Source organism: Pseudomonas sp. BN411 (assembly GCF_029871235.1).
In the GTDB taxonomy this organism is placed as follows: domain Bacteria; phylum Pseudomonadota; class Gammaproteobacteria; order Pseudomonadales; family Pseudomonadaceae; genus Metapseudomonas.
This window is the reverse complement of sequence record NZ_SSOM01000065.1, coordinates 362,619-384,649: the sequence shown is the minus strand read 5'-3', so window position 1 is coordinate 384,649 and position 22,031 is coordinate 362,619. Positions and strand designations below refer to the sequence as shown.

The 22,031-nt window shown below is 62.1% G+C and carries 25 protein-coding genes and 1 tRNA gene; 6 read left to right on the top strand and 20 right to left on the bottom strand.

Going from position 1 to position 22,031, the window contains the following annotated elements; all coding sequences use genetic code 11:
• Position 1 precedes the first annotated feature (1 nt).
• The 12 genes from rlmN to trmJ all read right to left on the bottom strand — a co-directional run bounded on the left by rlmN (position 2) and on the right by trmJ (position 9,115).
• Positions 2-1,150, bottom strand: coding sequence for a 23S rRNA (adenine(2503)-C(2))-methyltransferase RlmN (gene rlmN / locus E8F06_RS12015; protein ID WP_280367308.1), 1,149 nt, complete (start codon positions 1,148-1,150; stop codon positions 2-4).
• Positions 1,151-1,174: 24 nt separating this feature from the next.
• A complete protein-coding gene (ndk, locus tag E8F06_RS12010) occupies positions 1,175-1,606 on the bottom strand; it encodes a nucleoside-diphosphate kinase (protein ID WP_280367306.1) in 432 nt (143 codons plus the stop codon).
• 103 nt (positions 1,607-1,709) lie between these two features.
• Positions 1,710-1,910 (bottom strand): Fe-S cluster assembly protein IscX, encoded by a 201-nt coding sequence (gene iscX, locus E8F06_RS12005; RefSeq protein WP_280367303.1) that lies wholly within the window; start codon positions 1,908-1,910, stop codon positions 1,710-1,712.
• A gap of 158 nt (positions 1,911-2,068) precedes the next feature.
• On the bottom strand, positions 2,069-2,407 hold the full coding sequence (fdx, locus tag E8F06_RS12000) for an ISC system 2Fe-2S type ferredoxin (RefSeq protein WP_280367301.1): 339 nt from the start codon (positions 2,405-2,407) through the stop codon (positions 2,069-2,071).
• A 7-nt stretch (positions 2,408-2,414) separates the two neighbouring features.
• Positions 2,415-4,274, bottom strand: a complete 1,860-nt coding sequence (gene hscA, locus E8F06_RS11995; RefSeq protein WP_280367299.1) for a Fe-S protein assembly chaperone HscA — start codon at positions 4,272-4,274, stop codon at positions 2,415-2,417.
• A gap of 47 nt (positions 4,275-4,321) precedes the next feature.
• Positions 4,322-4,843, bottom strand: a complete 522-nt coding sequence (gene hscB / locus E8F06_RS11990) for a co-chaperone HscB (protein WP_280367298.1) — start codon at positions 4,841-4,843, stop codon at positions 4,322-4,324.
• A gap of 7 nt (positions 4,844-4,850) precedes the next feature.
• Positions 4,851-5,174 (bottom strand): iron-sulfur cluster assembly protein IscA, encoded by a 324-nt coding sequence (gene iscA / locus E8F06_RS11985; protein ID WP_280367296.1) that lies wholly within the window; start codon positions 5,172-5,174, stop codon positions 4,851-4,853.
• Between the two features lie 25 nt (positions 5,175-5,199).
• Positions 5,200-5,586, bottom strand: coding sequence for a Fe-S cluster assembly scaffold IscU (gene iscU, locus E8F06_RS11980; protein WP_151132043.1), 387 nt, complete (start codon positions 5,584-5,586; stop codon positions 5,200-5,202).
• Positions 5,587-5,616: 30 nt separating this feature from the next.
• Entirely contained in the window at positions 5,617-6,831 is a 1,215-nt protein-coding gene (locus tag E8F06_RS11975) for an IscS subfamily cysteine desulfurase (RefSeq protein WP_280367293.1), read from the bottom strand.
• Positions 6,832-6,880: 49 nt separating this feature from the next.
• Entirely contained in the window at positions 6,881-7,378 is a 498-nt protein-coding gene (iscR, locus tag E8F06_RS11970; protein WP_016491067.1) for a Fe-S cluster assembly transcriptional regulator IscR, read from the bottom strand.
• A 187-nt stretch (positions 7,379-7,565) separates the two neighbouring features.
• Positions 7,566-8,342 carry a serine O-acetyltransferase gene (gene cysE / locus E8F06_RS11965; RefSeq protein ID WP_280367290.1) on the bottom strand — a complete coding sequence of 259 codons (777 nt, stop codon included), beginning with the start codon at positions 8,340-8,342 and terminating at the stop codon, positions 7,566-7,568.
• Positions 8,342-9,115 (bottom strand): tRNA (cytosine(32)/uridine(32)-2'-O)-methyltransferase TrmJ, encoded by a 774-nt coding sequence (trmJ, locus tag E8F06_RS11960; RefSeq protein ID WP_280367289.1) that lies wholly within the window; start codon positions 9,113-9,115, stop codon positions 8,342-8,344. The genes cysE and trmJ overlap by 1 nt, the downstream gene beginning before the upstream one ends.
• 152 nt (positions 9,116-9,267) lie before the next feature.
• Here trmJ and suhB point away from each other — a divergent pair, with 152 nt between their 5' ends.
• On the top strand, positions 9,268-10,083 hold the full coding sequence (gene suhB, locus E8F06_RS11955; protein WP_151132039.1) for an inositol-phosphate phosphatase: 816 nt from the start codon (positions 9,268-9,270) through the stop codon (positions 10,081-10,083).
• 63 nt (positions 10,084-10,146) lie between these two features.
• Here the strand turns inward: suhB and E8F06_RS11950 are convergent, their stop codons facing one another.
• The 6 genes from E8F06_RS11950 to queA form a co-directional block, all read right to left on the bottom strand.
• On the bottom strand, positions 10,147-10,728 hold the full coding sequence (locus E8F06_RS11950) for a glycine zipper 2TM domain-containing protein (protein WP_280367287.1): 582 nt from the start codon (positions 10,726-10,728) through the stop codon (positions 10,147-10,149).
• A gap of 178 nt (positions 10,729-10,906) precedes the next feature.
• Entirely contained in the window at positions 10,907-11,821 is a 915-nt protein-coding gene (gene secF, locus E8F06_RS11945) for a protein translocase subunit SecF (RefSeq protein ID WP_280367285.1), read from the bottom strand.
• An 8-nt stretch (positions 11,822-11,829) separates the two neighbouring features.
• The gene (gene secD / locus E8F06_RS11940; RefSeq protein ID WP_280367283.1) at positions 11,830-13,692 is read right to left on the bottom strand and encodes a protein translocase subunit SecD; all 1,863 of its coding nucleotides are present in this window, start codon (positions 13,690-13,692) and stop codon (positions 11,830-11,832) included.
• A gap of 62 nt (positions 13,693-13,754) precedes the next feature.
• Positions 13,755-14,093 carry a preprotein translocase subunit YajC gene (yajC, locus tag E8F06_RS11935; RefSeq protein WP_280367281.1) on the bottom strand — a complete coding sequence of 113 codons (339 nt, stop codon included), beginning with the start codon at positions 14,091-14,093 and terminating at the stop codon, positions 13,755-13,757.
• Positions 14,094-14,148: 55 nt separating this feature from the next.
• On the bottom strand, positions 14,149-15,264 hold the full coding sequence (gene tgt / locus E8F06_RS11930; RefSeq protein WP_280367377.1) for a tRNA guanosine(34) transglycosylase Tgt: 1,116 nt from the start codon (positions 15,262-15,264) through the stop codon (positions 14,149-14,151).
• Between the two features lie 14 nt (positions 15,265-15,278).
• Positions 15,279-16,328 carry a tRNA preQ1(34) S-adenosylmethionine ribosyltransferase-isomerase QueA gene (gene queA, locus E8F06_RS11925; RefSeq protein WP_280367279.1) on the bottom strand — a complete coding sequence of 350 codons (1,050 nt, stop codon included), beginning with the start codon at positions 16,326-16,328 and terminating at the stop codon, positions 15,279-15,281.
• A 109-nt stretch (positions 16,329-16,437) separates the two neighbouring features.
• Here queA and E8F06_RS11920 point away from each other — a divergent pair.
• From E8F06_RS11920 to E8F06_RS11910, 3 genes are all read left to right on the top strand, one after another.
• A tRNA-Leu gene (locus E8F06_RS11920) sits at positions 16,438-16,523 on the top strand.
• A gap of 291 nt (positions 16,524-16,814) precedes the next feature.
• A complete protein-coding gene (locus tag E8F06_RS11915; RefSeq protein WP_016491057.1) occupies positions 16,815-17,027 on the top strand; it encodes a cold-shock protein in 213 nt (70 codons plus the stop codon).
• Between the two features lie 229 nt (positions 17,028-17,256).
• Positions 17,257-17,754, top strand: coding sequence for an RDD family protein (locus tag E8F06_RS11910; RefSeq protein ID WP_280367277.1), 498 nt, complete (start codon positions 17,257-17,259; stop codon positions 17,752-17,754).
• Between the two features lie 49 nt (positions 17,755-17,803).
• Here the strand turns inward: E8F06_RS11910 and lptG are convergent, their stop codons facing one another.
• Positions 17,804-18,865 carry an LPS export ABC transporter permease LptG gene (gene lptG, locus E8F06_RS11905; RefSeq protein WP_280367275.1) on the bottom strand — a complete coding sequence of 354 codons (1,062 nt, stop codon included), beginning with the start codon at positions 18,863-18,865 and terminating at the stop codon, positions 17,804-17,806.
• On the bottom strand, positions 18,858-19,979 hold the full coding sequence (gene lptF, locus E8F06_RS11900) for an LPS export ABC transporter permease LptF (protein WP_280367273.1): 1,122 nt from the start codon (positions 19,977-19,979) through the stop codon (positions 18,858-18,860). The genes lptG and lptF overlap by 8 nt, the downstream gene beginning before the upstream one ends.
• 142 nt (positions 19,980-20,121) lie before the next feature.
• Between lptF and E8F06_RS11895 the strand changes: the two genes are divergently transcribed.
• Positions 20,122-21,609, top strand: coding sequence for a leucyl aminopeptidase (locus E8F06_RS11895; protein ID WP_280367271.1), 1,488 nt, complete (start codon positions 20,122-20,124; stop codon positions 21,607-21,609).
• Positions 21,606-22,022, top strand: a complete 417-nt coding sequence (locus E8F06_RS11890) for a DNA polymerase III subunit chi (protein WP_280367269.1) — start codon at positions 21,606-21,608, stop codon at positions 22,020-22,022. The genes E8F06_RS11895 and E8F06_RS11890 overlap by 4 nt, the downstream gene beginning before the upstream one ends.
• The last annotated feature ends 9 nt before the right edge of the window (positions 22,023-22,031 follow it).

The following is a 22,031-nucleotide window of genomic DNA, read 5'->3' as shown; positions in this document are numbered from 1 at the left end:
TCTAGTTCCGGTTCGCGGCGTTGCTGGACGCCTCCGCTTCGGCATTCAGCTGGCGTACGGCGATGTAACGCTCGCTGCGGCGGGTACGGTCCATGACCTGGCCGACCAACTGGCCACAGGCTGCATCGATGTCGTCGCCGCGTGTGGTGCGGACGGTGACATTGTGCCCGGCCTTGTGCAACAGGTCCTGGAAGCGGCGGATCGCATTATTGCTCGGCCGCTCGTAACCCGAGTGCGGGAAGGGGTTGAACGGGATCAGGTTGATCTTGCAGGGGAAGTCCTTGAGCAACTCGATCATCTGGGTAGCGTGTTCGGGCTGGTCGTTGACGTCCTTGAGCAGGGTGTACTCGATGGTCAGCACGCGCTTCTCACCGAGACGGGAGATGTAGCGGCGGCAGGCATCGAGCACCACTTCGAGGGGGTACTTCTTGTTGATCGGCACCAGCTGGTTGCGCAGCGGGTCGTTCGGTGCGTGCAGCGACAGCGCGAGGGAAACGTCGATCACCTCGCCCAGCTTGTCGATCATCGGCGCAACGCCCGAGGTGGACAGGGTCACCTTGCGCTTGGAAATGCCGTAACCGAGGTCGTCCATCATGATGTTCATGGCGGCGACGACATTGTCGAAATTCAGCAGCGGCTCGCCCATGCCCATCATCACCACGTTGGTGATGGCACGGTCGATCTTCGCAGGGATGGTCCCGAAGGACTTGTTGGCGATCCACACCTGGCCGATCACTTCGGCGGCGGTGAGGTCGCTGTTGAAACCTTGCTTGCCCGTGGAGCAGAAGCTGCAGTCCAGGGCGCAACCGGCCTGGGACGAGACACACAGGGTGCCGCGACCGCCTTGCGGGATGTACACGGTTTCGACGCAGCTACCGGAGGCCACTCGGACCACCCACTTGCGGGTGCCATCGCTGGAGATGTCCTGGCTGACCACTTCCGGGCCGCGAATCTCGGCAGAGGCCTTGAGCTTGTCGCGCAAGGCCTTGCCGATATTGCTCATGGCGTCGAAATCATCGACGCCAAAGTGGTGAATCCACTTCATCACCTGACCGGCGCGGAAGCGTTTCTCCCCGATGGACTCGAAGAAGCTTTCCAGTTGCGGCTGGGTCAGACCCAGCAGGTTCACTTTACCGGTCGATTCAGTCATGGCTTCACCCTCTCCCATTCGCGATTAGCGAATGCGAGCGCACACCTCGGTGGCGGCGAAGAAGTAGGAAATTTCGCGAGCAGCGGAAGCCTCGGAATCCGAACCGTGTACGGCGTTTTCGTCGATGGAAACAGCGTAATCGGCGCGGATGGTGCCAGCGTCGGCTTTCTTCGGATCGGTCGCGCCCATCAGTTCACGGTTCTTGGCAACGGCGTTCTCGCCTTCCAGAACCTGAACGACTACCGGACCGGAAGTCATGAAGGAAACCAGGTCCTTGAAGAAAGGACGCTCTTTGTGCTCAGCGTAGAAACCGCCAGCTTCGCGCTCGGACAGTTGAACCATCTTGGCGGCAACGACGCGCAGACCGGCCTTTTCGAAGCGGGTGACGATCTCGCCCACAACGTTCTTGGCAACGGCGTCCGGCTTGATGATGGAGAGAGTACGTTCGACAGCCATGGAAAAACTCCAGAAACAAGGATTAAAGCGAAAAATTAAACCCGCGAATTATACGCGGGTTAGGGGGAAATGCGTAGGGCCGCAGCCCAGGGGCAGAAGCCGGTCAGTCGGCTTCTTCGATCCAGGCGGCCTGGACGGCCTCCAGAACCTTCTCGCCACCGCGCTGGGGATCATCGGAGAATTCCGGCAGGGCCACGATCCAGTTGTGCAGATCGACGAAGTTCACGTAGCGCGGGTCGACATCCGGCTTGGCATCAGCAAGCTGGATGGCAATTTCCAGTACGTCGGTCCATTTAAGGCTCATATGACGCTCCAAAGGCGGTTTCGAGACTCGCGAGCCAGGCAGGACAAAGCAGGCGAGGACGCGCAGTTTACAGATTCTAGCGAGCGGTGCTCAGCAGAGTTTGCCCCTGCGGACGAGCCTCTGACGAGACCGACGTGCGGCACGCTTCAAATCGCGTTTCAGTGACCTTCGGACACCTGATTGATGGTGTACTTCGGAATCTCCACCACCAGATCTTCATCCGCAACCAGGGCCTGGCAGGACAGACGGGAATTAGGTTCCAGACCCCAGGCCTTGTCGAGCATGTCATCTTCCAGTTCGTCGGACGCTTCCAGGGAATTGAACCCCTCGCGCACCACCACGTGGCAGGTGGTACAGGCGCAGGACTTCTCGCAGGCGTGCTCGATGTCGATGCCGCTGCGCAGGGCGGCATCCAGGATGCTCTCGCCCGGCTTCGCTTCGATCACAGCACCCTCGGGGCAATGCTCGGCGTGGGGCAGGATGATGATCTGCGGCATTTCTGGGTCAATCCTCGATTTCGTTGAGTCGGCGGCCGGACAGGGCTGCCTTGACGGCGGCATCCATACGACGCGCAGCAAAGGCATCAGTCACCTGGGACAGGCGCTTGATCTGGGCTTCGATGGCGGCGACATCACTGCCGATCGCCAGGTCGCGAAGGGTTTGCATGCTATCCAGGATCGCTGCGCGCTCGGCTTCATCCAGCAGGCGCTCGCCATCTACTTCCAGGGCGGCCTGGACCGCTTCCAGCAAGCGCTCGGCCTCAACCTGCTGCTCACGCAGGGCGCGGGCGTTCTTGTCTTCGCCGGCGTACTGGAAGGAATCCTGAAGCATGCGCGAGATTTCGCCATCGGTCAGGCCATAGGACGGCTTGACCTGGATGCTCGCCTCGACGCCGGAAGCGAGCTCACGGGCGGTTACGCCCAGCAGGCCGTCCGCGTCCACCTGGAAGGTCACGCGAATCTTCGCCGCGCCCGCCACCATCGGCGGGATGCCGCGCAGCTCGAAGCGTGCCAGGGAACGGCAATCCTTGATCAGCTCGCGCTCACCCTGGAGCACATGAATCATCATGGCCGTCTGGCCATCTTTGTAGGTGGTGAAGTCCTGGGCGCGCGCCACGGGAATTGTGGTGTTGCGCGGGATCACCTTCTCCATCAGCCCGCCCATGGTTTCCAGGCCGAGCGACAGAGGAATCACATCCAGAAGCAGCAGCTCTTCGCCGCGCTTGTTGCCGGCCAGGATATCGGCCTGTACGGCGGCGCCGATTGCCACTACCTGATCGGGATCGATATCGGTGAGGGGCTGACGACCGAACATTTCCGCGACTGCTTCACGCACGCGCGGCACACGAGTGGAACCACCCACCATGACCACGGCTTCGACTTCTTCCAGCTCAATGCCAGAATCACGCACAGCGCGGCGGCAGGCCTTGAGGCTACGCGCCACCATGGGCTCGATCAGCGCATCGAACTGCTCGCGAGTCAGCACGCCGCGCCAGTCGCCATAGACCAGTTCGACGCTATCGGTATCGGTCAGGGCCTCCTTGGCATCGCAGGCAACGCGCAGCAGGCTGCGCTGAGCACCCGGATCCAGATCGGCGGACAGGCCGGCCTGATGCACCATCCAGCCAGCGATGGCGTGGTCGAAATCATCACCACCCAGGGCACTGTCGCCACCGGTGGCCATGACCTCGAAGACACCACGAGTCAGACGCAGGATGGAAATATCGAAGGTGCCGCCACCCAGGTCGTAGATGGCGACAACGCCTTCGGCCTGCTTGTCCAGGCCGTATGCCACTGCGGCGGCGGTCGGTTCGTTGAGCAGGCGCAGGACGTTGAGACCGGAAAGGCGAGCGGCGTCCTTGGTAGCCTGACGCTGGGCTTCATCGAAGTACGCCGGCACAGTGATCACCGCGCCGACCAGTTCGCCACCCAAGGTGTTTTCGGCGCGCTGGCGCAGGGTCTTGAGAATGTCAGCCGAGACTTCCACCGGGCTCTTGGCGCCCTGGACGGTCTCGATGAAAGGCATGTGCGATTCGCCACCGACGAAACGGTAAGGCAGTTGTTCGCCCAGCTGCTTGACGTCTTCCAGGCCGCGCCCCATGAAGCGCTTGACCGAAATGATGGTGTTCAGCGGATCGCTGGAAGCGGCCTGCTTGGCACTGCGACCGACTTCGACACGGTCGGCGTGATAGCGGACCGCGGACGGCAGGATGACCTGGCCATCGGCATCCGGCAGGGGCTCGGCGACACCGCTGCGCACAGCGGCGACCAGCGAATTGGTGGTACCCAGGTCGATACCCACCGCCAGACGGCGCTGGTGCGGCTGAGGGCTCATCCCGGGTTCGGCGATCTGCAGTAGGGCCATGCTTGTCTTTTTATCAGGCGTACCGGCAACCAAGACGGCATCGCGGGTTAATCGTCGAGGCGCTCTTCCAGTTGGCGCACTTCTTGGTTCAGCTTGTCGAGGAACTGCATGCGGCGCACCAGACGCTCGGCATCTTCGCGGCGCTCAGTATCATCCCAGCACTCGCCAAACTCGACATCGAGCTCGGCCTGCGCAGCCTTGAGCCGGCGTTTGAAGGCAGCGACACCTTCCAGGTCGGCGCTGTCGTGCAACTCTTCCAGCTCTTCACGCCACTGCATCTGCTGCAGAAGGAACTGCGGGTCCTGCACCGTGACTTCGAGCGGAAGCTCGCGCCCTTTCAGGGCCAGCAGGTACAAGGCTCTCCGCGGCGCACTCTTTAGTGTCTGGTAGGCGTCGTTGAGCTGTGCAGCACGCTCCAGCGCCAAGCGCTGCTCGCGCTCGGAAGCATCAGCGAATCGGTCGGGATGGACGGTGCGCGCCAGCTCGCGATAACGAGTCGCAAGCTGGTCGAGATCCAGTCGATAACCCGGCTTCAGGTCAAACAGCGCAAAATGACAGGGAGTTCCCACACACGCCTCAGACGTTGAAGCTCTCGCCGCAGCCGCATTCGCCGCGCACGTTCGGGTTATTGAACTTGAAACCTTCGTTGAGCCCTTCGCGAACGAAGTCCAGCTCAGTGCCATCGAGGTAGGTCAGGCTCTTGGGATCGATGATCACCTTGACGCCATGACTCTCGAAGACCAGGTCTTCCCCGGTCACCTCATCGACAAACTCCAGCACGTAGGCGAGACCGGAGCAGCCAGTCGTACGCACCCCCAGACGGATACCTTCACCCTTGCCGCGTCCGTCGATGGAACGCTGCACGTGGCGGGCGGCGGATTCAGTCATGCTGATGGCCATTGCAACTCCTTACTCGTTCGAGCGCTTAGAGCAGACCCTTCTTCTGCTTGTAGTCATGGACGGCCGCCTTGATGGCGTCCTCAGCCAGTACCGAGCAGTGGATCTTCACCGGCGGCAGGGCCAGTTCTTCGGCGATGGTGGTGTTCTTGATGGCAGCCGCTTCATCCAGGGTCTTGCCCTTCATCCACTCGGTGGCGAGGGAGCTGGAAGCAATGGCGGAACCGCAGCCGTAGGTCTTGAACTTGGCGTCTTCGATCACGCCTTGCTCGTTGACCTTGATCTGCAGGCGCATCACGTCGCCGCAGGCCGGGGCGCCGACCATGCCAGTACCCACATTCGGGTCCTGGGCGTCGAGCTTGCCCACGTTACGCGGGTTTTCGTAGTGGTCGATGACCTTGTCGCTGTAAGCCATGGTAACTATTCCTCACTCATCAGGGTGGCGTCAGTGCGCCTGCCATTCGACCTGGGAAAGGTCGACGCCCTCTTTATACATATCCCACAGCGGGGACAGTTCACGGAGCTTGCTGACCGCTTCGCGCACCTTGGCAGCGGCGTAGTCCACTTCTTCCTCGGTGGTGAAACGGCCGAAAGTGAAGCGGATGGAGCTGTGCGCCAGCTCGTCGTTGCGGCCCAGGGCGCGCAGCACGTAAGACGGCTCCAGAGAGGCCGAGGTGCAGGCGGAACCGGAGGAGACCGCGAGGTCCTTGAGCGCCATGATCAGCGACTCGCCTTCGACGTAGTTGAAGCTGACGTTCATGTTGTGCGGCACGCGCGAGGTGGCGCTACCGTTCAGATAGAGCTCTTCCATGCCATCGATCTGAGCCCAGAAGCGATCGGCCAGGGCCTTGATGCGCACGCGCTCGCTGGCCATTTCCTGCTTGGCGATGTGGAAGGCTTCGCCCATGCCGACGATCTGGTGGGTCGCCAGGGTGCCGGAGCGCATGCCGCGCTCGTGGCCGCCGCCGTGCGTCTGGGCTTCCAGGCGTACGCGGGGCTTACGGCGAACGTACAGGGCGCCGATGCCTTTCGGACCGTAGGTCTTGTGGGCGGAGAAGGACATCAGGTCGACCTTCAGCTTCTCCAGGTCGATTTCCACCTTACCGGTGGACTGGGCTGCATCGACGTGGAACAGGATGCCGCGGGCACGGGTCAGTTCACCGATGCCGGCGATATCGTTGACGGTGCCGATCTCGTTGTTCACGTGCATGACCGAAACCAGGATGGTGTCGTCACGCAGGGCAGCCTCGACCATGGCCGGAGTGATCAGGCCGTCTTCGCCCGGCTCCAGGTAGGTCACTTCGAAGCCTTCGCGCTCCAACTGGCGGGTGGTATCCAGAACCGCCTTGTGCTCGATCTTCGAGGTGATGATGTGCTTGCCCTTGCCGCTGTAGAAATGCGCGACACCCTTGATGGCCAAGTTGTCGGATTCGGTAGCGCCGGAAGTCCAGACGATTTCGCGCGGGTCGGCATTGACCAGCTCTGCCACCTGACGACGGGCATTCTCCACTGCCTCTTCAGCTTTCCAGCCGAACACGTGGGAGCGCGAGGCCGGGTTGCCGAAGTTGCCGTCCACCAGCAGGCACTCGCTCATCTTCTGAGCGACGCGCGGGTCCACCGGCGTAGTGGCGGAATAGTCGAGGTAGATCGGCAATTTCATCGGGGCTCTCCTATCAGGTATCGAGGCCAATCACAGGCCGGCGCCCTGCTCAATCGATGGCAGACGCTTCAATCTTATCGAGGTGCGGCATCCTGCCATTGCTTCCACAGCGGCGTTGATCCTGCCGCTGAGCGACCTCCTGGACCTCGCGACGGTTGACCAGATCGGCCAAGCTGATGCCGCTGAGGAATTCGTGGATCTGCAGACTCAGATCGCACCACAGGTGGTGAGTGAGACAGGTGTCACCGGAATGGCAATCGCCCAGGCCCTGGCAACGAGTGGCATCCACCGACTCGTTGACCGCATCGATTACCTGGGCGACGTGAATGCCATGCATGTCACGGGAAAGCTGGTAGCCACCACCCGGGCCGCGCACACTGCTGACCAGGTTGCCACGGCGGAGTTTGGCGAAAAGCTGTTCGAGGTAGGACAGGGAAATACCCTGCCGCTCGGAAATATCTGCCAGAGACACCGGCCCGTGCTGCGCATGTAGCGCCAAGTCGAGCATGGCGGTGACGGCGTATCGGCCTTTGGTGGTCAGTCGCATGGTGGGTACCACGGGATCGCTGGAATGCAGCGAGTATGCGATTCCCGACTATTTAAGTCAACTATAAGCCTGATTAAAACAGTCGGGATTACATCTTGCAGGGGCGTGCATGATAGCAGAGGCACATCCCGTTAGCATCCTAATAATCCGACCTCAGCGCACTGGACCAAGGTCGAATAAGTAGGCCTCAGGCGACCGGCTTGCGCTCGTCGTCCTTTACCCCCGCGAAGTCCTCGTCGCGCAGCTCCGGGAGGGCCTTGGCGCAGTAATCACTGCCCAGCGCGGTGAGCGCCTTGCACATGCCGTCGAGGCGTTCGTCCACGGCCTGTACATGGTCCAGCAACTGGCCGATCGCACGCGCCACCGGGTCCGGCATGTCCTGGCCCAGACCGTAGGCATCGAAGCCGAAACGCTCGGCAATGGCCTGGCGCTTGGCTTCCTGCTCAGGATCGGCCTTGACGATGACTCGACCGGGAATACCCACCGCAGTAGCGCCTGCCGGCACCTCCTTGGTCACCACGGCGTTGGAGCCGATCTTGGCGCCGGTGCCAACGGTGAAGGGACCGAGCACCTTGGCCCCCGCCCCTACCACCACGCCATCCTCCAGCGTCGGATGGCGCTTGCCCTGGTTCCAACTCGTGCCGCCGAGGGTCACGCCCTGATAGAGAGTGACGTCATTGCCGATCTCGGCTGTTTCGCCGATGACGATGCCCATGCCGTGGTCGATGAAGAAGCGGCGACCGATCTTCGCTCCCGGATGGATCTCGATGCCGGTCAGCCAACGACTGAAGTTGGAAACCAGCCGCGCCAGCCACTTCCAGCCTGCAGTCCAGAGGGCATGAGCCACGCGATGCAACCAGATGGCATGCAGGCCCGGGTAACACGTGAGCACCTCGAAGGCATTGCGCGCAGCCGGATCACGGTGGAATACGCTCTGAATGTCTTCTCGAATGCTGTCGAACATCACTTGTCACTCCGCTTGCTTGCTTCGCCCCGCACGGCCTTCTGTGTCTCGGTGAGAATGCCGCGCAGGATATTCATTTCCAGCTTGCTGATATTGGCTCGCCCATAGAGTCGACGCAGCCGGGACATCAGGTGCCGAGGCTTCTCCGGATCGAGGAAGCCGATCTCCACCAGAGTACTCTCCAGGTGTTCGTAGTAACGCTCCAGCTCATCGACGGTCACCGGCTGGGCGTTGAGCATGGCGGTGGTTTCCACCTTCTCCACCTTGCTCGGCAGCCCCTCCACTTCCAGCCAGGCCATGCGCGCTTCGTAGACCAGCACCTGGACCGCTGCAGCCAGGTTCAGCGAGGAGAAATCCGGATTGGAGGGAATATGCACGTGGTACTGGCAGCGCTGCAGTTCTTCATTGGTCAGGCCGGCATATTCGCGACCGAACACCAGGGCGACCTCACCCCCAGCCTGAGCCCGCTCTACCGAGGTCCTGCCGCACTCGCGCGGATCGAGCAGGGGCCAGGGAATTCGGCGATCACGAGCACTGGTGCCAACCACCAGGCTGCACCCCACCAATGCCTCTTCCAAGGTGGCGACCACCTGGGCAGCGTCAAGAATGTCGTCGGCGCCGGAAGCACGGGCGCGCGCTTCGGGACTGGGAAAATCCACGGGATCTACCAGCACCAGCTTCGACAGGCCCATGTTCTTCATGGCGCGAGCGGCACCACCTATATTGCCGGGATGACTGGTATTGACCAGTACCACGCGAATGTTCTGCAGCAACGCTCTAGTCTCTCAGCGGAAGCTCTAAGGGAGCGGAATATTACCGGACGCCCCGACGCAACGCCACGAATCACGCAGCCTCCCCTGCCTGCTTCGAGCTTTTTCTGATACCATGTGCGGCTTTCTTCTTTAACGACCCAGGTGAACTCCCCATGCAGCCTATGCTGAATATCGCCCTGCGCGCCGCTCGCAGCGCCGGTGAACTGATTTTCCGCTCTATCGAGCGCCTGGACGTTATCTCCGTCAACGAGAAGGACGCCAAGGACTACGTCACCGAGGTCGATCGCGCCGCTGAGCTGTCCATCGTGCAGGCCCTGCGCAAGGCCTACCCGAACCACGGCATCCTCGGCGAGGAAGGCGGCCTGCTGGAAGGCAAGGGAGAAGGCGCCGACTACCTGTGGATCATCGATCCGCTGGATGGCACCACCAACTTCATCCGTGGCGTTCCGCACTTCGCCGTCAGCATCGCCTGCAAATACAAGGGTCGCCTGGAACACGCCGTAGTTCTGGATCCGGTTCGCCAGGAAGAGTTCACCGCCAGCCGCGGCCGTGGCGCCGCCCTCAACGGTCGCCGCCTGCGCGTCAGCCCGCGCAAGAGCCTGGAAGGCGCCCTGCTCGGCACCGGCTTCCCCTTCCGTGACAACCAGCTCGACAACCTCGACAGCTACCTGGGCATGTTCCGCAGCCTGGTCGGCCAGACCGCCGGCATCCGCCGCGCCGGCTCCGCCAGCCTGGACCTGGCCTATGTCGCGGCCGGCCGTTTCGACGCCTTCTGGGAGTTTGGCCTGTCCGAGTGGGACATGGCGGCTGGCGCCCTGCTGGTGCAAGAAGCAGGCGGCCTGGTAAGCGACTTCACCGGCGGTCACGACTTCCTTGAAAAGGGTCACGTGGTAGCGGGCAACACCAAGTGCTTCAAGGCCGTGCTGACTGCCATCCAACCGCACCTGCCGCCGTCGCTGAAGCGCTGATCGCGCCTCTCGCGACCACAAAAAACCCGGCCTTGGCCGGGTTTTTTGCATTCTGGACGCTGCTTATTCCTGCACGCCCGCAACACCACCTTGAGGCTGGACAGCGCCCTGCTGACCAAGGATCAGCTGACCGTCCTTGCCGAGCGGGATCTGCCGGCCCGGATCATGATCCATGCGCACCTGACCGACCTTGCCGTCGAGCTGGTACTTCACGTCATAGCCCACCAGCTTCTCGCTGGTATCGGTAACCGTCTTGCAACGGGTTTCCGTAGTGGTGTAGGTGTCGCTCTCCTGCATGTGTTCCTGCACCTTGTTACCGGCATAACCGCCACCTACCGCACCTGCGACAGTGGCGATCTTCTTGCCGTTACCACCACCAACCTGGTTACCCAGCAGACCACCCGCCACCGCACCCAGCACGGTACCGGCGATCTGATGCTGATCCTTGACCGGACGCTGGCGGGTCACCGCCACGTCATTGCAGACCTCGCGCGGGGTCTTCACGGTTTCATTGATCGGTTGGACAGCGAGCACTTCCGCATACTCCGGGCCGTTATTACCTACCAGACTGTAGGTGGCCACGGCGCCGCCGGCAGTCACACCAACCGCACCTAAAACAGCACCGACGAGCATCGACTTGTTCACTTGAACCTCCTGAATCTTCCATCGCAGGCTTGCATGCCCTACTCCCTGCCTTGGATAGGCGAAAAAATCCCGAGTTCCCAAACCTGTGGGAATATTCCGACAAATGGGACGTCAGTCTCATGCACCAGAAACGACAAGGCCCGGCATTGCCGGGCCTTGTACATGGCGCTCAAGCACCTCAGGGACGGTCATCCACCTCGGCGGTATTCGCCGGCGGAATCAGGTCTTCGGAGGTCAGCTTCAGCCAGATCAGCACCGGGGCACTGATATAGATGGAGGAGTAGGTACCCACCACCACACCGACCAACAGCGACAGAGCGAAGCCATGCAGACTGTCGCCGCCGAAGATCAGCAGGGCGAACAGCGCCAGAGCGGTCGACATCGAAGTCGCGATGGTCCGCAGCAGGGTCTGGGTGCAGGACACGTCGATGTTCTCGATCAGGTCTGCACGACGCAGCACGCGGAAGTTCTCGCGGATACGGTCGAAGATGATGATGGTGTCGTTCAGCGAGTAGCCAATCATCGCCAGGACCGCGGCCAGCACGGTGAGGTCGAAGGGAATCTGGAAGAACGCCAGGATGCCCAGGGTCACAACCACGTCGTGGACCAGCGAGGCCACGGCACCAATGCCGAACTTCCACTGGAAGCGGAAGGCCAGGTACAACAGGATGCCGCCCAGTGCGAGCAGCATGGCCAGGCCACCCTGGTCACGCAGCTCCTCGCCCACCTGCGGGCCAACGAACTCGACGCGCTTGAGTTCGAACTTGCTCTCGGCGTCGACCTTGCGCAGGGCTTCGGCGACCTTGTTGCCCAGTTGCGGGTCTTCGCCAGCCAGACGCACCAGCACATCGGTGGAAGCGCCGAAGCTCTGCACCACGGCATCCGGGTAGCCCACCTGACCCAGCTCCTGCTTGATCAATTCGAGGTTCGCCGGTTTCTCGTAGGACAGCTCGATCAGGGTACCGCCAGTGAAGTCCAGGCCGAAGTTCAGACCCTTGGCGAACAGGCTGCCGATACCGATCAGGCTGATGATCACAGTAATGGCGAACGCAACGTTGCGTATCGCCATGAAACGGATGGTTGACTTGATCATGACAGGCCTCAAATCCACAGTTTCTTGAAGTTGCGGCCACCGAAGATCAGGTTGACCATGCCGCGGGTGAACATGATGGCGGTGAACATCGAGGTGATGATCCCGAGCGACATGGTCACGGCAAAGCCCTTGATCGGACCGGTGCCGAGGGCGAACAGGATGCCGCCCACCAGCAGGGTGGTGAGGTTACTGTCGACGATCGCGGTGTAGGCGCGGTCGAAGCCTTCGTGGATCGCACGCTGAACCGACAGACCATTGGCCAACTCCTCACGAATCCGCGAGTAGATGAGCACGTTGGCGTCCACCGCCATGCCCAGGGTCAGCACGATACCGGCGATACCCGGGAGGGTCAGAGTGGCACCGATCACCGACATCAGGCCGACCAGAAGCACCAGGTTGAACGCCAGGGCGATGGTGGCCAGGAAGCCGAAGAAGCGGTAGATGGCCATGATGAACAGCGACACGAAGACCATCGCCCACTCAGTGGATTCGATGCCCTTGATGATGTTCTCGGCGCCCAGGCTCGGACCGATGGTGCGTTCTTCGGCGAAGTACATCGGTGCAGCCAGGCCACCAGCGCGCAGCAGCAGGGCGAGTTCCGAGGACTCACCCTGGCCGTTCAGGCCGGTGATGCGGAACTGGCTGCCCAGCGGCGACTGGATGGTCGCCAGGCTGATGATCTTCTTCTCTTCCTTGAAGCTCTGCACCGCCACTTCCTTCTGGACGCCGTCGACGTCCTGAGTCACGTAGCGGGTAATCGGGCGCTGCTCGATGAAGATCACCGCCATGCTGCGACCCACGTTGTTGCGGGTGGCACGGCTCATCAGCTCGCCGCCGTGGCCATCGAGGCGGATGTTCACTTGCGGGCGACCGTTTTCGTCGTAGCTGGCCTGGGCGTCGGTCACCTGGTCACCGGTGATGATCAGGCTGCGCTCCAGCGGCACGGCCGGACGGCCCGGCTCACGGAATTCGAAGGATTCGGTCGATGCCTTGCTGGCGGTAGCCTCGGCAGCCAGACGGAACTCCAGGTTGGCGGTCTTGCCGAGGATACGCTTGGCTTCGGCGGTGTCCTGCACGCCCGGCAGCTCGACCACGATGCGGTTGGCGCCCTGGCGCTGCACGATCGGCTCGGCCACACCCAGTTCGTTCACGCGGTTACGAACGGTGGTGAGGTTCTGCTTGATGGAGTATTCGCGGATCTCCGCCAGCTTGGCCTGGGTCAGGGCCAGCTGCAGGATCTGCTGATCACCACGCACGGAGGTGGTGATATCGAAGTCGTTGAAGCTCTTGCGGATCAGCGACTGAGCCTTGTCCAGGGATTCCTGGTCGGTGAAGCCGAGCTGGAAGCCGTTTTCCTGGGCCGGAAGGCTGCGGTAGCGGACACGCTCCTTGCGCAGCACCGTACGAACTTCGCCTTCGTAGATCTTCAGGCGCGCATCGACAGCCTTCTCCATGTCCACTTCCAGCAGGAAGTGCACACCACCGGAGAGGTCGAGACCCAGCTTCATCGGCGCGGCGCCGAGCTTGCGCAGCCAGTCCGGAGTGGTCGGGGCCAGGTTGAGTGCGACCACGTAGTCGTCACCAAGGGCCTTGCGCACCACATCCTTGGCCGGCAGTTGGTCACCCAGCTTGGTCAGACGGAGCAGGCCACCGGTTTGGCCGATGCTGGCGGATTTCAGTTCGATGCCGGCCTGCTTCAGCGCTTCGTTGGCCTTGTCCAGGTCTGATTGCTGGATCTTCAGCGCGGTACTGGTGCCGCTGATCTGGATCGCCGGATCGTCCGGATAGAGATTGGGTGCGGAATAGACCAGGCCGATCGCCAGCACCGCCAGGATCAGCAGATATTTCCACAGTGGGTACTTGTTGAGCATGACTCCGCCCGTTATGACGCGGGGCGCCTGTTGGCGCCCCGTCGGTGTTGATCCATGGATCCTTAGATGGCTTTCAGGGTGCCCTTCGGCAGGGTCGCCGCGATTGCCGCCTTCTGGAACTTCAGCTCTACGTTGTCGGACACTTCGACGACCACGAAGTCATCGGCGACCTTGGTGACCTTGCCGGCGATGCCGCCGGAGGTGACCACTTCGTCACCTTTCTGCAGGTTGCCGAGGAGGTTCTTGTGCTCCTTGGCGCGCTTGGCCTGGGGACGCCAGATCATCAGATAGAAGATGACCAGGAAACCGATCAGGAAAACCCACTCGAAGCCGGTACCGGCAGGGCCGGCAGCAGCCGGCGCAGCAGCGTCGGCGTAGGCGGCGGGAATCAGAAAGCTCATTTAGCACTCCTGTTGCGGAAATATGAAAAATCGACTCTGGAAAAATGCGGCTTTATCAGTCCAGGGGCGGAGTCGGTAGTCCGCGCTTGGCATAGAAGGCATCGACAAAGGCGGCCAATTTACCCTGTTGAATTGCCTCGCGCAAACCAGCCATCAGGCGCTGGTAATGCCGCAAGTTGTGGATTGTATTCAACATGCTGCCGAGCATTTCGCCGCATTTGTCCAGATGGTGCAGATAGGCGCGTGAGAAGTGTTTGCAGGTGTAACAGTCGCAGGTCGGGTCCAGCGTGGACTCGTCATGCTTATGCACCGAATTGCGGATTTTCAGCACGCCGGTGTCGATGAACAGGTGGCCATTTCGCGCGTTACGGGTCGGCATCACGCAGTCGAACATATCCACACCGCGACGCACGCCTTCCACCAGGTCTTCCGGCTTGCCGACACCCATCAGGTAGCGCGGCTTGTCCGCTGGCATCTGGCCGGGCAGGTAGTCCAGCACGCGAATCATCTCTTCCTTCGGCTCGCCCACGGAGAGACCACCGATGGCCAGACCGTCGAAGCCGATCTCGCTGAGACCTTCCAGGGAGCGCATGCGCAGCTCCTCGTGCATGCCGCCCTGGACGATGCCAAAGAGCGCGGCGGTGCTTTCACCGTGGGCCACCTTGGAACGCTTGGCCCAACGCAGGGACAGTTCCATGGAGCGCTTGGCGACATCGAAGTCCGCCGGATAGGGCGTGCACTCGTCGAAGATCATCACGATGTCGGAACCCAGGTCGCGCTGAACCTGCATGGACTCTTCGGGCCCCATGAACACCTTGGCGCCGTCCACCGGAGAGGCGAAGGTCACGCCCTCTTCCTTGATCTTGCGCATGGCGCCCAGGCTGAACACCTGGAAGCCACCAGAGTCGGTGAGAATCGGACCCTGCCACTGCATGAAGTCATGCAGGTCGCCATGGCGCTTGATCACCTCCATGCCCGGCCGCAGCCAGAGATGGAAGGTGTTGCCGAGGATGATCTGCGCGCCAATGCCTTCGATATCGCGCGGCAGCATTCCCTTCACGGTGCCGTAGGTTCCTACAGGCATGAAGGCGGGCGTTTCGACCACACCCCGGGGGAAGGTCAGCCGGCCGCGACGGGCCTTGCCGTCGGTGGCCAGCAACTCGAAGTTCATCCGGCAGGTGCGCGTCATGCTTGGTCCTCGGGTCCGCGCGGGGCGGGATTGCGGGTGATGAACATGGCATCACCGTAACTGAAGAATCGGTAGCCCTGCTCCACTGCGGCGGCGTATGCAGCCATGGTCTCCGGATAGCCGGCGAAAGCCGACACCAGCATCAGCAACGTGGACTCGGGCAGGTGAAAGTTGGTGACCAGGGCATCGACCACATGGAAGGGCCGGCCCGGGTACAGGAAAATGTCGGTGTCGCCGCTGAAGGCCTTGAGCTGGCCATCCCGCGCTGCGCTTTCCAGGGAACGCACACTGGTGGTGCCGACGGCGATGACTCGACCGCCACGAGCACGGCAGGCGGCCACGGCATCCACCACGTCCTGGCCCACCTCGAGCCATTCGTGGTGCATGTGGTGATCCTCGATGCGCTCTACCCGCACCGGCTGGAACGTGCCGGCGCCGACATGCAGGGTGACGAAAGCACTCTCCACACCCTTGGCAGCGACAGCATCCAGCAGGGCCTGATCGAAGTGCAGCCCGGCGGTGGGTGCTGCAACGGCCCCCGCGTGGCGGGCATAGACGGTCTGATAACGCTCGCGGTCGGCGTCTTCGTCGGGCCGGTCTATGTAGGGAGGCAATGGCATATGTCCGACGCGCTCGAGCAGCGGCAGCACTTCCTCGGCGAACTTCAGTTCGAACAGGGCGTCATGCCGGGCGAGCATTTCGGCTTCGCCGCCGCCGTCTATCAGCAGGGTCGAGCCCGGCTTGGGCGACTTGCTGGAGCGCACGTGCGCCAGTACGCGATGACTGTCCAGCACTCGTTCGACGAGTATTTCCAGCTTGCCGCCTGAGGCCTTCTGGCCAAACAGGCGCGCGGGAATCACTCGGGTGTTGTTGAACACCATCAGGTCGCCGGGGCGCAGGTACTCCAGCAGGTCGGCAAAATGGCGATGGCTCAGGGAACCGGTCACGCCATCCAACACGAGAAGACGGCTGGCACGGCGCTCGGCCAGGGGATGACGGGCGATAAGAGCTTCAGGAAGCTCGAAGTGGAAGTCGGCTACGCGCATGGTGGGGGGTCGTATCGCAGGGGCGCAGATAGTACAGGAAATGCCCGTTCCTGACCACGAAGACGGATTGACCGGCCCAGAGCGCCTCCCTATACTGCGCCGCCATCGTGCCTCGGTGGCGGAATGGTAGACGCGGCGGATTCAAAATCCGTTTCTGGCGACAGAGTGAGAGTTCGAGTCTCTCCCGGGGCACCACGATATCTTCAAGCCTGACAAGGCTTCCTCCCGTATTTCCCTACCCGCCCACAAGGCAATCTACCGCCTGTAAAGATTGGCCTAACGGGGATTGGCAATTCCTCAAAAACTACGTAGAGTTGGCCAACTGTGTTTGCATGGGTCGCTGTTGAATCGTGACCTGATGCGGTAGATCACCAGATCCGCTACATCCCGCTCGACTTCTCTTACCTCTTTGCAACCAGTTTCCAGCCCTTCTGCCGCGTCAGTGAACAGCAGGCTGTCATCAACTTCAGTTTCAAGGAAAAAGATATGTCGAATCGTCAAACCGGCACCGTCAAGTGGTTCAACGACGAGAAAGGTTTTGGTTTCATCACCCCGGAAAGCGGCCCGGATCTGTTCGTTCACTTCCGCGCTATTGAAGGCTCGGGCTTCCGTAGCCTGAAAGAAGGCCAGAAGGTTACCTTCGAAGCCGTACAAGGCCAGAAAGGCATGCAGGCTGACAAGGTTCAGGTAGTTAACTAATTACCTGAGCGTCGCCGAAAGCCCCTGATGGAAACATCAGGGGTTTTTTTATGCCCGCAGATCGACGAAAGCCCCTGCACAAAGGCAACTACCGGATTCGCACGCGATACTTCATTGAAGTTCTCCTGCGCCTAACGCGCTCAGGGAACGAAGCGCGTAATGCTCATTAACAGCTCCCTTCCCGTTCGACTGTTAGAATGGCGCGCCTTCCACACGCCAAGAGCCCGCAATGCCGAAACATGAGCTGCGCCCCCAGGGCGAATTCCCCACCGCCGGGCTGGTTCGCCGCTTCGCCGCGATCTTCTACGACTTCCTTCTCTGCGTCGCCCTGCTGATGGTGGTTACCCTGATCTACCAACAGGTAGTGCTGCGCCTTATCTACGGCGGCGAGCGTCTGCGCCAGCTGGCCGACCAGGGCGCCCTCTCGGGCGATCCGCTGCTCTCCACGCTGCTGGTCTTCGCACTGTTTGGCTTCTTCGCCAAGTTCTGGACCCACAACGGGCAAACCCTCGGCATGCAGGTCTGGGGCATCCGCGTACAGAACAAGGACGGCTCGGCCATCAGCCTGTGGCAAGCGCTGCTGCGTTTCGTGATTGCCATCGGCTCCTGGCTGGCGCTGGGCCTTGGCTTCTTCTGGAGCCTTTGGGACAAACAGAAGCGCACCTGGCATGACATCTATTCCGAAACCCAGGTCGTCCGCATTCCCAAGGACGCACACAAGAAATGACCCACAAAAAAGCCGGCGAAAGCCGGCTTTTTCTTGCGTCGTTCAGGGATCAGCCCGCGCGTCTCAGCAACCAGATACCAGCCAGGGCGCAGACGCCCGCCGGCACCAGCACCGCGAACAGCGGCGAGAAGCCGAACACCAGGCTCGACGGCCCGAGCAAGTCCTGACTGATGCGCACGACGAAGCCGATCACCACGCCAGTGAACACCCGCTGACCGAGGGTCACTGAGCGCAGCGGACCGAAGATGAACGAGATCGCCATCAGCACCAGGGCGGCAGTGACCAGGGGCTGCAGAACCTTGGTCCAGAACGCCAGCCAGTAACGGCCATTGTTCAGCCCCTGCTCCGCCAGATAGTGGGTGTAACGCCAGAGGCCGGAAATCGACAGCGCCTCGGGCTCCATGACCACGGTTCCGAGCAGCTCCGGCTTGAGCTCGACATCCCAGCGCTCGGTAACGCTATTGACCACTTCGGTGTGATCACCACGGAAATGGGTCGTGGTCACATCCTCCAGCTGCCAGTAGTCGCCCTGATACAGCGCGCGCTTGGCGAAACTGGCCGACTGCATGTGACGCTCACCATCAAAGTGGTAGCGAGTCACGCCATAGAGCACGCCGTTGGGTTGCACGGCGTTGATGTGGACGAACTCTTCACCCTGACGATGCCAGAGGCCGCGCTTGGAGCTCTGCGCATCCCCGCTGCCCTGGGCCAGGGAGCGATTGGCCTGGGCCAGGTTTTCGCTCCAGGGTGCGGCGTACTCGCCAATCAGCACGCCCACCACCATCAGCACCAGCATGGGCTTCATCACCGCCCAGACGATGCGGCCGACGGATACGCCGGCAGCACGCATCACCGTCAGCTCGCTGCTGCTGGCGAGGGTACCGAGACCGATCAGGCTGCCGATCAGCGCCGCCATGGGCAGCATGTCGTAGACACGGCGCGGCAGGGTGAGGAAGACGTACCAGGCGGCAGCCAGCACGTCGTAGTCGCCGCCCACATCGCCCAGTTCGTCGATGAAGGCGAACAGCGCAGCGAGGCTGACGATGATCCCAAGCACCGCGAGGATGCCGAAGAACACGCTGGTGCCGATGTAACGATCCAACCTAACCATGGGCCACCTCACGGGCATCACGACGAGCCGCCCACTTCAGGCGCAGAGGCTCCCAGTACAACAACAACAGGCCGACGGAGAAGAACAGGCCGTGCACCCACCACAGGCCAACCGACATGGGGATACGCCCCTTGTCCAGTTGGCCACGCGCGGCGATCAACAGGGCCAGATACGCCATATAAAGCAAGATCGCCGGCAGCAACTTGAGGAAGCGGCCCTGGCGCGGATTGACCCTGGACAGCGGCACCGCGAGCAGGGTGACGACGAACACCAGCAACGGAATGGAGAGGCGCCACTGCAATTCGGACTGGTAGCGCGGGTCTTTGCTGCCGATCAACTCGGAGGTGGGCACCGCCTCGCGCTCGCCGATCTCGGAGCTGATTTCCGGCTTGGGCAGCAACACACCGTAGGTTTCGTACTGGATGATGCGGTAGTCCGCCTTGCCGGGATTGCCGTCGTAGCGGTAGCCGTTCTTGAGGATCAGATAGCGGCTGCCGTCAGGCTGGATCTCCTGGTGGCCCTTCTCCGCCACCAGCACGCCAATGCCACGGTCCTTGCCGTCCTGCCGCGAAATGCGCTTCTCCGAGATGAACACACTGCCCAGCTCGCCACGGTCGGAGGACAGGGTTTCGGTGTAGGTCACCCGGCCACCACCCTTGAGGGCCTGGAAGCGTCCGGGAACCAGAGTATCCAGCTCGGTCAGGGCGTCCTGCTCATTGAGGATGCGCGCCACCTGGGATACGCCCTGGGGCGCCAGACCGAGGCTCAGCCAGGCCACGAGCAGCGCGACCAGCAGGGCCGGCGCCAGGCTGTAGGCCATCAGGCGCTGCTGGCTCATGCCAGTTGCGCTCAGAACGGTCATTTCGCTTTCGAGGTAGAGCCGGCCATAGGCCAGCAGGAAACCAAGGAACAACCCGAGGGGAAGGATCAGCTGGAGGAAGCCGGGAATCCGGAATCCCATGATCAGGAACAGCACGCCGGGGTCCAGGGCTCCCTGTGCGGCCTGCGCCAGATACTTGATGAAACGGCCGCTCATGATGATCACCAGCAGCACGGCACTGACCGCGCTCAGGGTAACCAGAACCTCGCGGGAGAGATAACGGAAGACAATCAAACCAGACACTCCAGGGTTGTCAGGCTCAGGCGGCTACGCTCAAACTAGCCGCTTTATGGCCAGCCCGCCGTTCTGACGGGCCACTGAAAAAATAGCCGGCATTATCCTGCAATCCCGGCTCTTTGTCTTGGGGACACATGTCATGGAATTCCTTGTCAAAAGCGCCCGTCTGGAAACCCTGAAAACCGCCACGCTGGTCGTCGCCGTTGGCGAAGGACGCAAGCTCGGCGCGACCGCCCAGGCCGTAGACGCTGCAGCTGGCGGTGCCATTACCACCCTGCTCAAGCGCGGCGACCTGGCCGGCAAAGTGGGCCAGACCCTGCTCCTGCACAGCCTCCCCAACCTCAAGGCCGAACGCGTGCTACTGGTGGGCAGCGGCAAGGAGCGCGAGCTCTCTGACCGCCAATTCCGCAAAATGATCGCCGCCGTGAACGGCGTGCTGAAAGGCCTCGGCGGCAGCGACGCCATCCTGGCCCTGTCCGAGCTCGCCGTGAAAGGCCGCGACGCTTATGGCAAGGCCCGCCTGATGGTGGAAACCCTGGCCGACGGCGCCTACGTCTTCGACCGCTTCAAGAGCCAGAAGGCCGATCCCAAGGCTCTGAAGAAAGTCACCCTGCTGGTGGAAAAGGCCGACCAGGCCGACGTCGAGCGCGGCAGCCTGCACGCCCAGGCCATCGCCAACGGCATGGCCTTTACCCGCGACCTCGGCAACCTGCCGCCGAACCTCTGCCACCCGAGCTTCATCGCCGAAGAAGCCAAGGCCATGGCCAAGGCGCACAAGAACCTCAAGGTCGAGGTGCTGGACGAGAAGAAACTCAAGGAACTGGGTGCCGGCGCCTTCCTCGCCGTGGCCCAGGGCAGCGAGCAGCCGCCGCGGATGATCGTGCTCAACTACCAGGGCGGCAAGAAGGACGACAAACCCTTCGCGCTGGTCGGCAAGGGCATCACCTTCGACACCGGCGGCATCAGCATCAAGCCAGCTGCCGGCATGGACGAGATGAAGTACGACATGTGCGGCGCCGCCAGCGTGCTCGGCACCTTCCGTGCCGTGCTGGAACTGCAACTGCCGATCAACCTGGTGGGCCTGCTGGCCTGCGCCGAGAACATGCCCAGCGGCGGCGCCACGCGCCCGGGCGACATCGTCACCACCATGAGCGGCCAGACCGTCGAGATCCTCAACACCGACGCCGAAGGCCGCCTGGTGCTGTGCGACACCCTGACCTACGCCGAACGCTTCAAGCCCCAGGCTGTCATCGACATCGCCACCCTTACCGGCGCGTGCATCGTCGCCCTGGGCAGCAATACCTCGGGCCTGATGGGCAACAATGACGCGCTGGTGAAGCAGATCCTCAAGGCCGGTGAATACGCCGACGACCGCGCCTGGCAGTTGCCGCTGTTCGACGAGTACCAGGAGCAGCTGGACAGTCCCTTCGCCGACATCGCCAACATTGGCGGCCCGAAGGCTGGCACCATCACCGCCGGCTGCTTCCTGTCGCGCTTCGCCAAGAAGTTCCACTGGGCGCACCTGGACATCGCCGGCACCGCCTGGGTCAGCGGCGGCAAGGATAAAGGCGCCACAGGCCGTCCGGTGCCGCTGCTCACCCAGTACCTGCTGGACCGCATCAAGTGAGGATAGAGTTCTACGTACTCTCGTCGGCCAACCCGGCGGACCGCCTGCGCGCGGCCTGCCAGTTGGCCGCGAAGGGCTGGCGGCATGGGCTGCCAGTCCTGTTGCGCTGTACCGATGCCGCCCAGCGCGATGAGCTGAACGAACTGCTCTGGCGCTTCCGGGCCGAAAGCTTCATTCCCCACAGCCTCATCGACGACGACGCCGACGCCCCGGTAGTGCTGGCCCTGGACGAAGCGCCGGCCACCCCGCAGGGTCTGCTGATCAACCTCGCCTCGACCATTTCCCCCCACGTCGACCGTTTCAGCCGAGTCATCGAGATCGTCAACCAGGAACCCGCCCTGCTTGCCGCCTGCCGGGAGAATTTCCGCAGCTACCGGCAGCGGGGCTATGATCCGAAACGAGTCGAACTCTAGCCGCAGCCG

Bases quoted from the DNA above. Each gene is read 5' to 3' on its own strand.
- rlmN (WP_280367308.1), bottom strand. From the start codon at position 1,150: ATGACTGAATCGACCGGTAAAGTGAACCTGCTGGGTCTGACCCAGCCG.
- ndk (WP_280367306.1), bottom strand. From the start codon at position 1,606: ATGGCTGTCGAACGTACTCTCTCCATCATCAAGCCGGACGCCGTTGCC.
- iscX (WP_280367303.1), bottom strand. From the start codon at position 1,910: ATGAGCCTTAAATGGACCGACGTACTGGAAATTGCCATCCAGCTTGCT.
- fdx (WP_280367301.1), bottom strand. From the start codon at position 2,407: ATGCCGCAGATCATCATCCTGCCCCACGCCGAGCATTGCCCCGAGGGT.
- hscA (WP_280367299.1), bottom strand. From the start codon at position 4,274: ATGGCCCTACTGCAGATCGCCGAACCCGGGATGAGCCCTCAGCCGCAC.
- iscA (WP_280367296.1), bottom strand. From the start codon at position 5,174: ATGGCCATCAGCATGACTGAATCCGCCGCCCGCCACGTGCAGCGTTCC.
- iscU (WP_151132043.1), bottom strand. From the start codon at position 5,586: ATGGCTTACAGCGACAAGGTCATCGACCACTACGAAAACCCGCGTAAC.
- E8F06_RS11975 (WP_280367293.1), bottom strand. From the start codon at position 6,831: ATGAAATTGCCGATCTACCTCGACTATTCCGCCACTACGCCGGTGGAC.
- iscR (WP_016491067.1), bottom strand. From the start codon at position 7,378: ATGCGACTGACCACCAAAGGCCGATACGCCGTCACCGCCATGCTCGAC.
- cysE (WP_280367290.1), bottom strand. From the start codon at position 8,342: ATGTTCGACAGCATTCGAGAAGACATTCAGAGCGTATTCCACCGTGAT.
- suhB (WP_151132039.1), top strand. From the start codon at position 9,268: ATGCAGCCTATGCTGAATATCGCCCTGCGCGCCGCTCGCAGCGCCGGT.
- secF (WP_280367285.1), bottom strand. From the start codon at position 11,821: ATGATCAAGTCAACCATCCGTTTCATGGCGATACGCAACGTTGCGTTC.
- secD (WP_280367283.1), bottom strand. From the start codon at position 13,692: ATGCTCAACAAGTACCCACTGTGGAAATATCTGCTGATCCTGGCGGTG.
- yajC (WP_280367281.1), bottom strand. From the start codon at position 14,093: ATGAGCTTTCTGATTCCCGCCGCCTACGCCGACGCTGCTGCGCCGGCT.
- tgt (WP_280367377.1), bottom strand. From the start codon at position 15,264: ATGAACTTCGAGTTGCTGGCCACCGACGGCAAGGCCCGTCGCGGCCGG.
- queA (WP_280367279.1), bottom strand. From the start codon at position 16,328: ATGCGCGTAGCCGACTTCCACTTCGAGCTTCCTGAAGCTCTTATCGCC.
- E8F06_RS11915 (WP_016491057.1), top strand. From the start codon at position 16,815: ATGTCGAATCGTCAAACCGGCACCGTCAAGTGGTTCAACGACGAGAAA.
- E8F06_RS11910 (WP_280367277.1), top strand. From the start codon at position 17,257: ATGCCGAAACATGAGCTGCGCCCCCAGGGCGAATTCCCCACCGCCGGG.
- lptG (WP_280367275.1), bottom strand. From the start codon at position 18,865: ATGGTTAGGTTGGATCGTTACATCGGCACCAGCGTGTTCTTCGGCATC.
- E8F06_RS11895 (WP_280367271.1), top strand. From the start codon at position 20,122: ATGGAATTCCTTGTCAAAAGCGCCCGTCTGGAAACCCTGAAAACCGCC.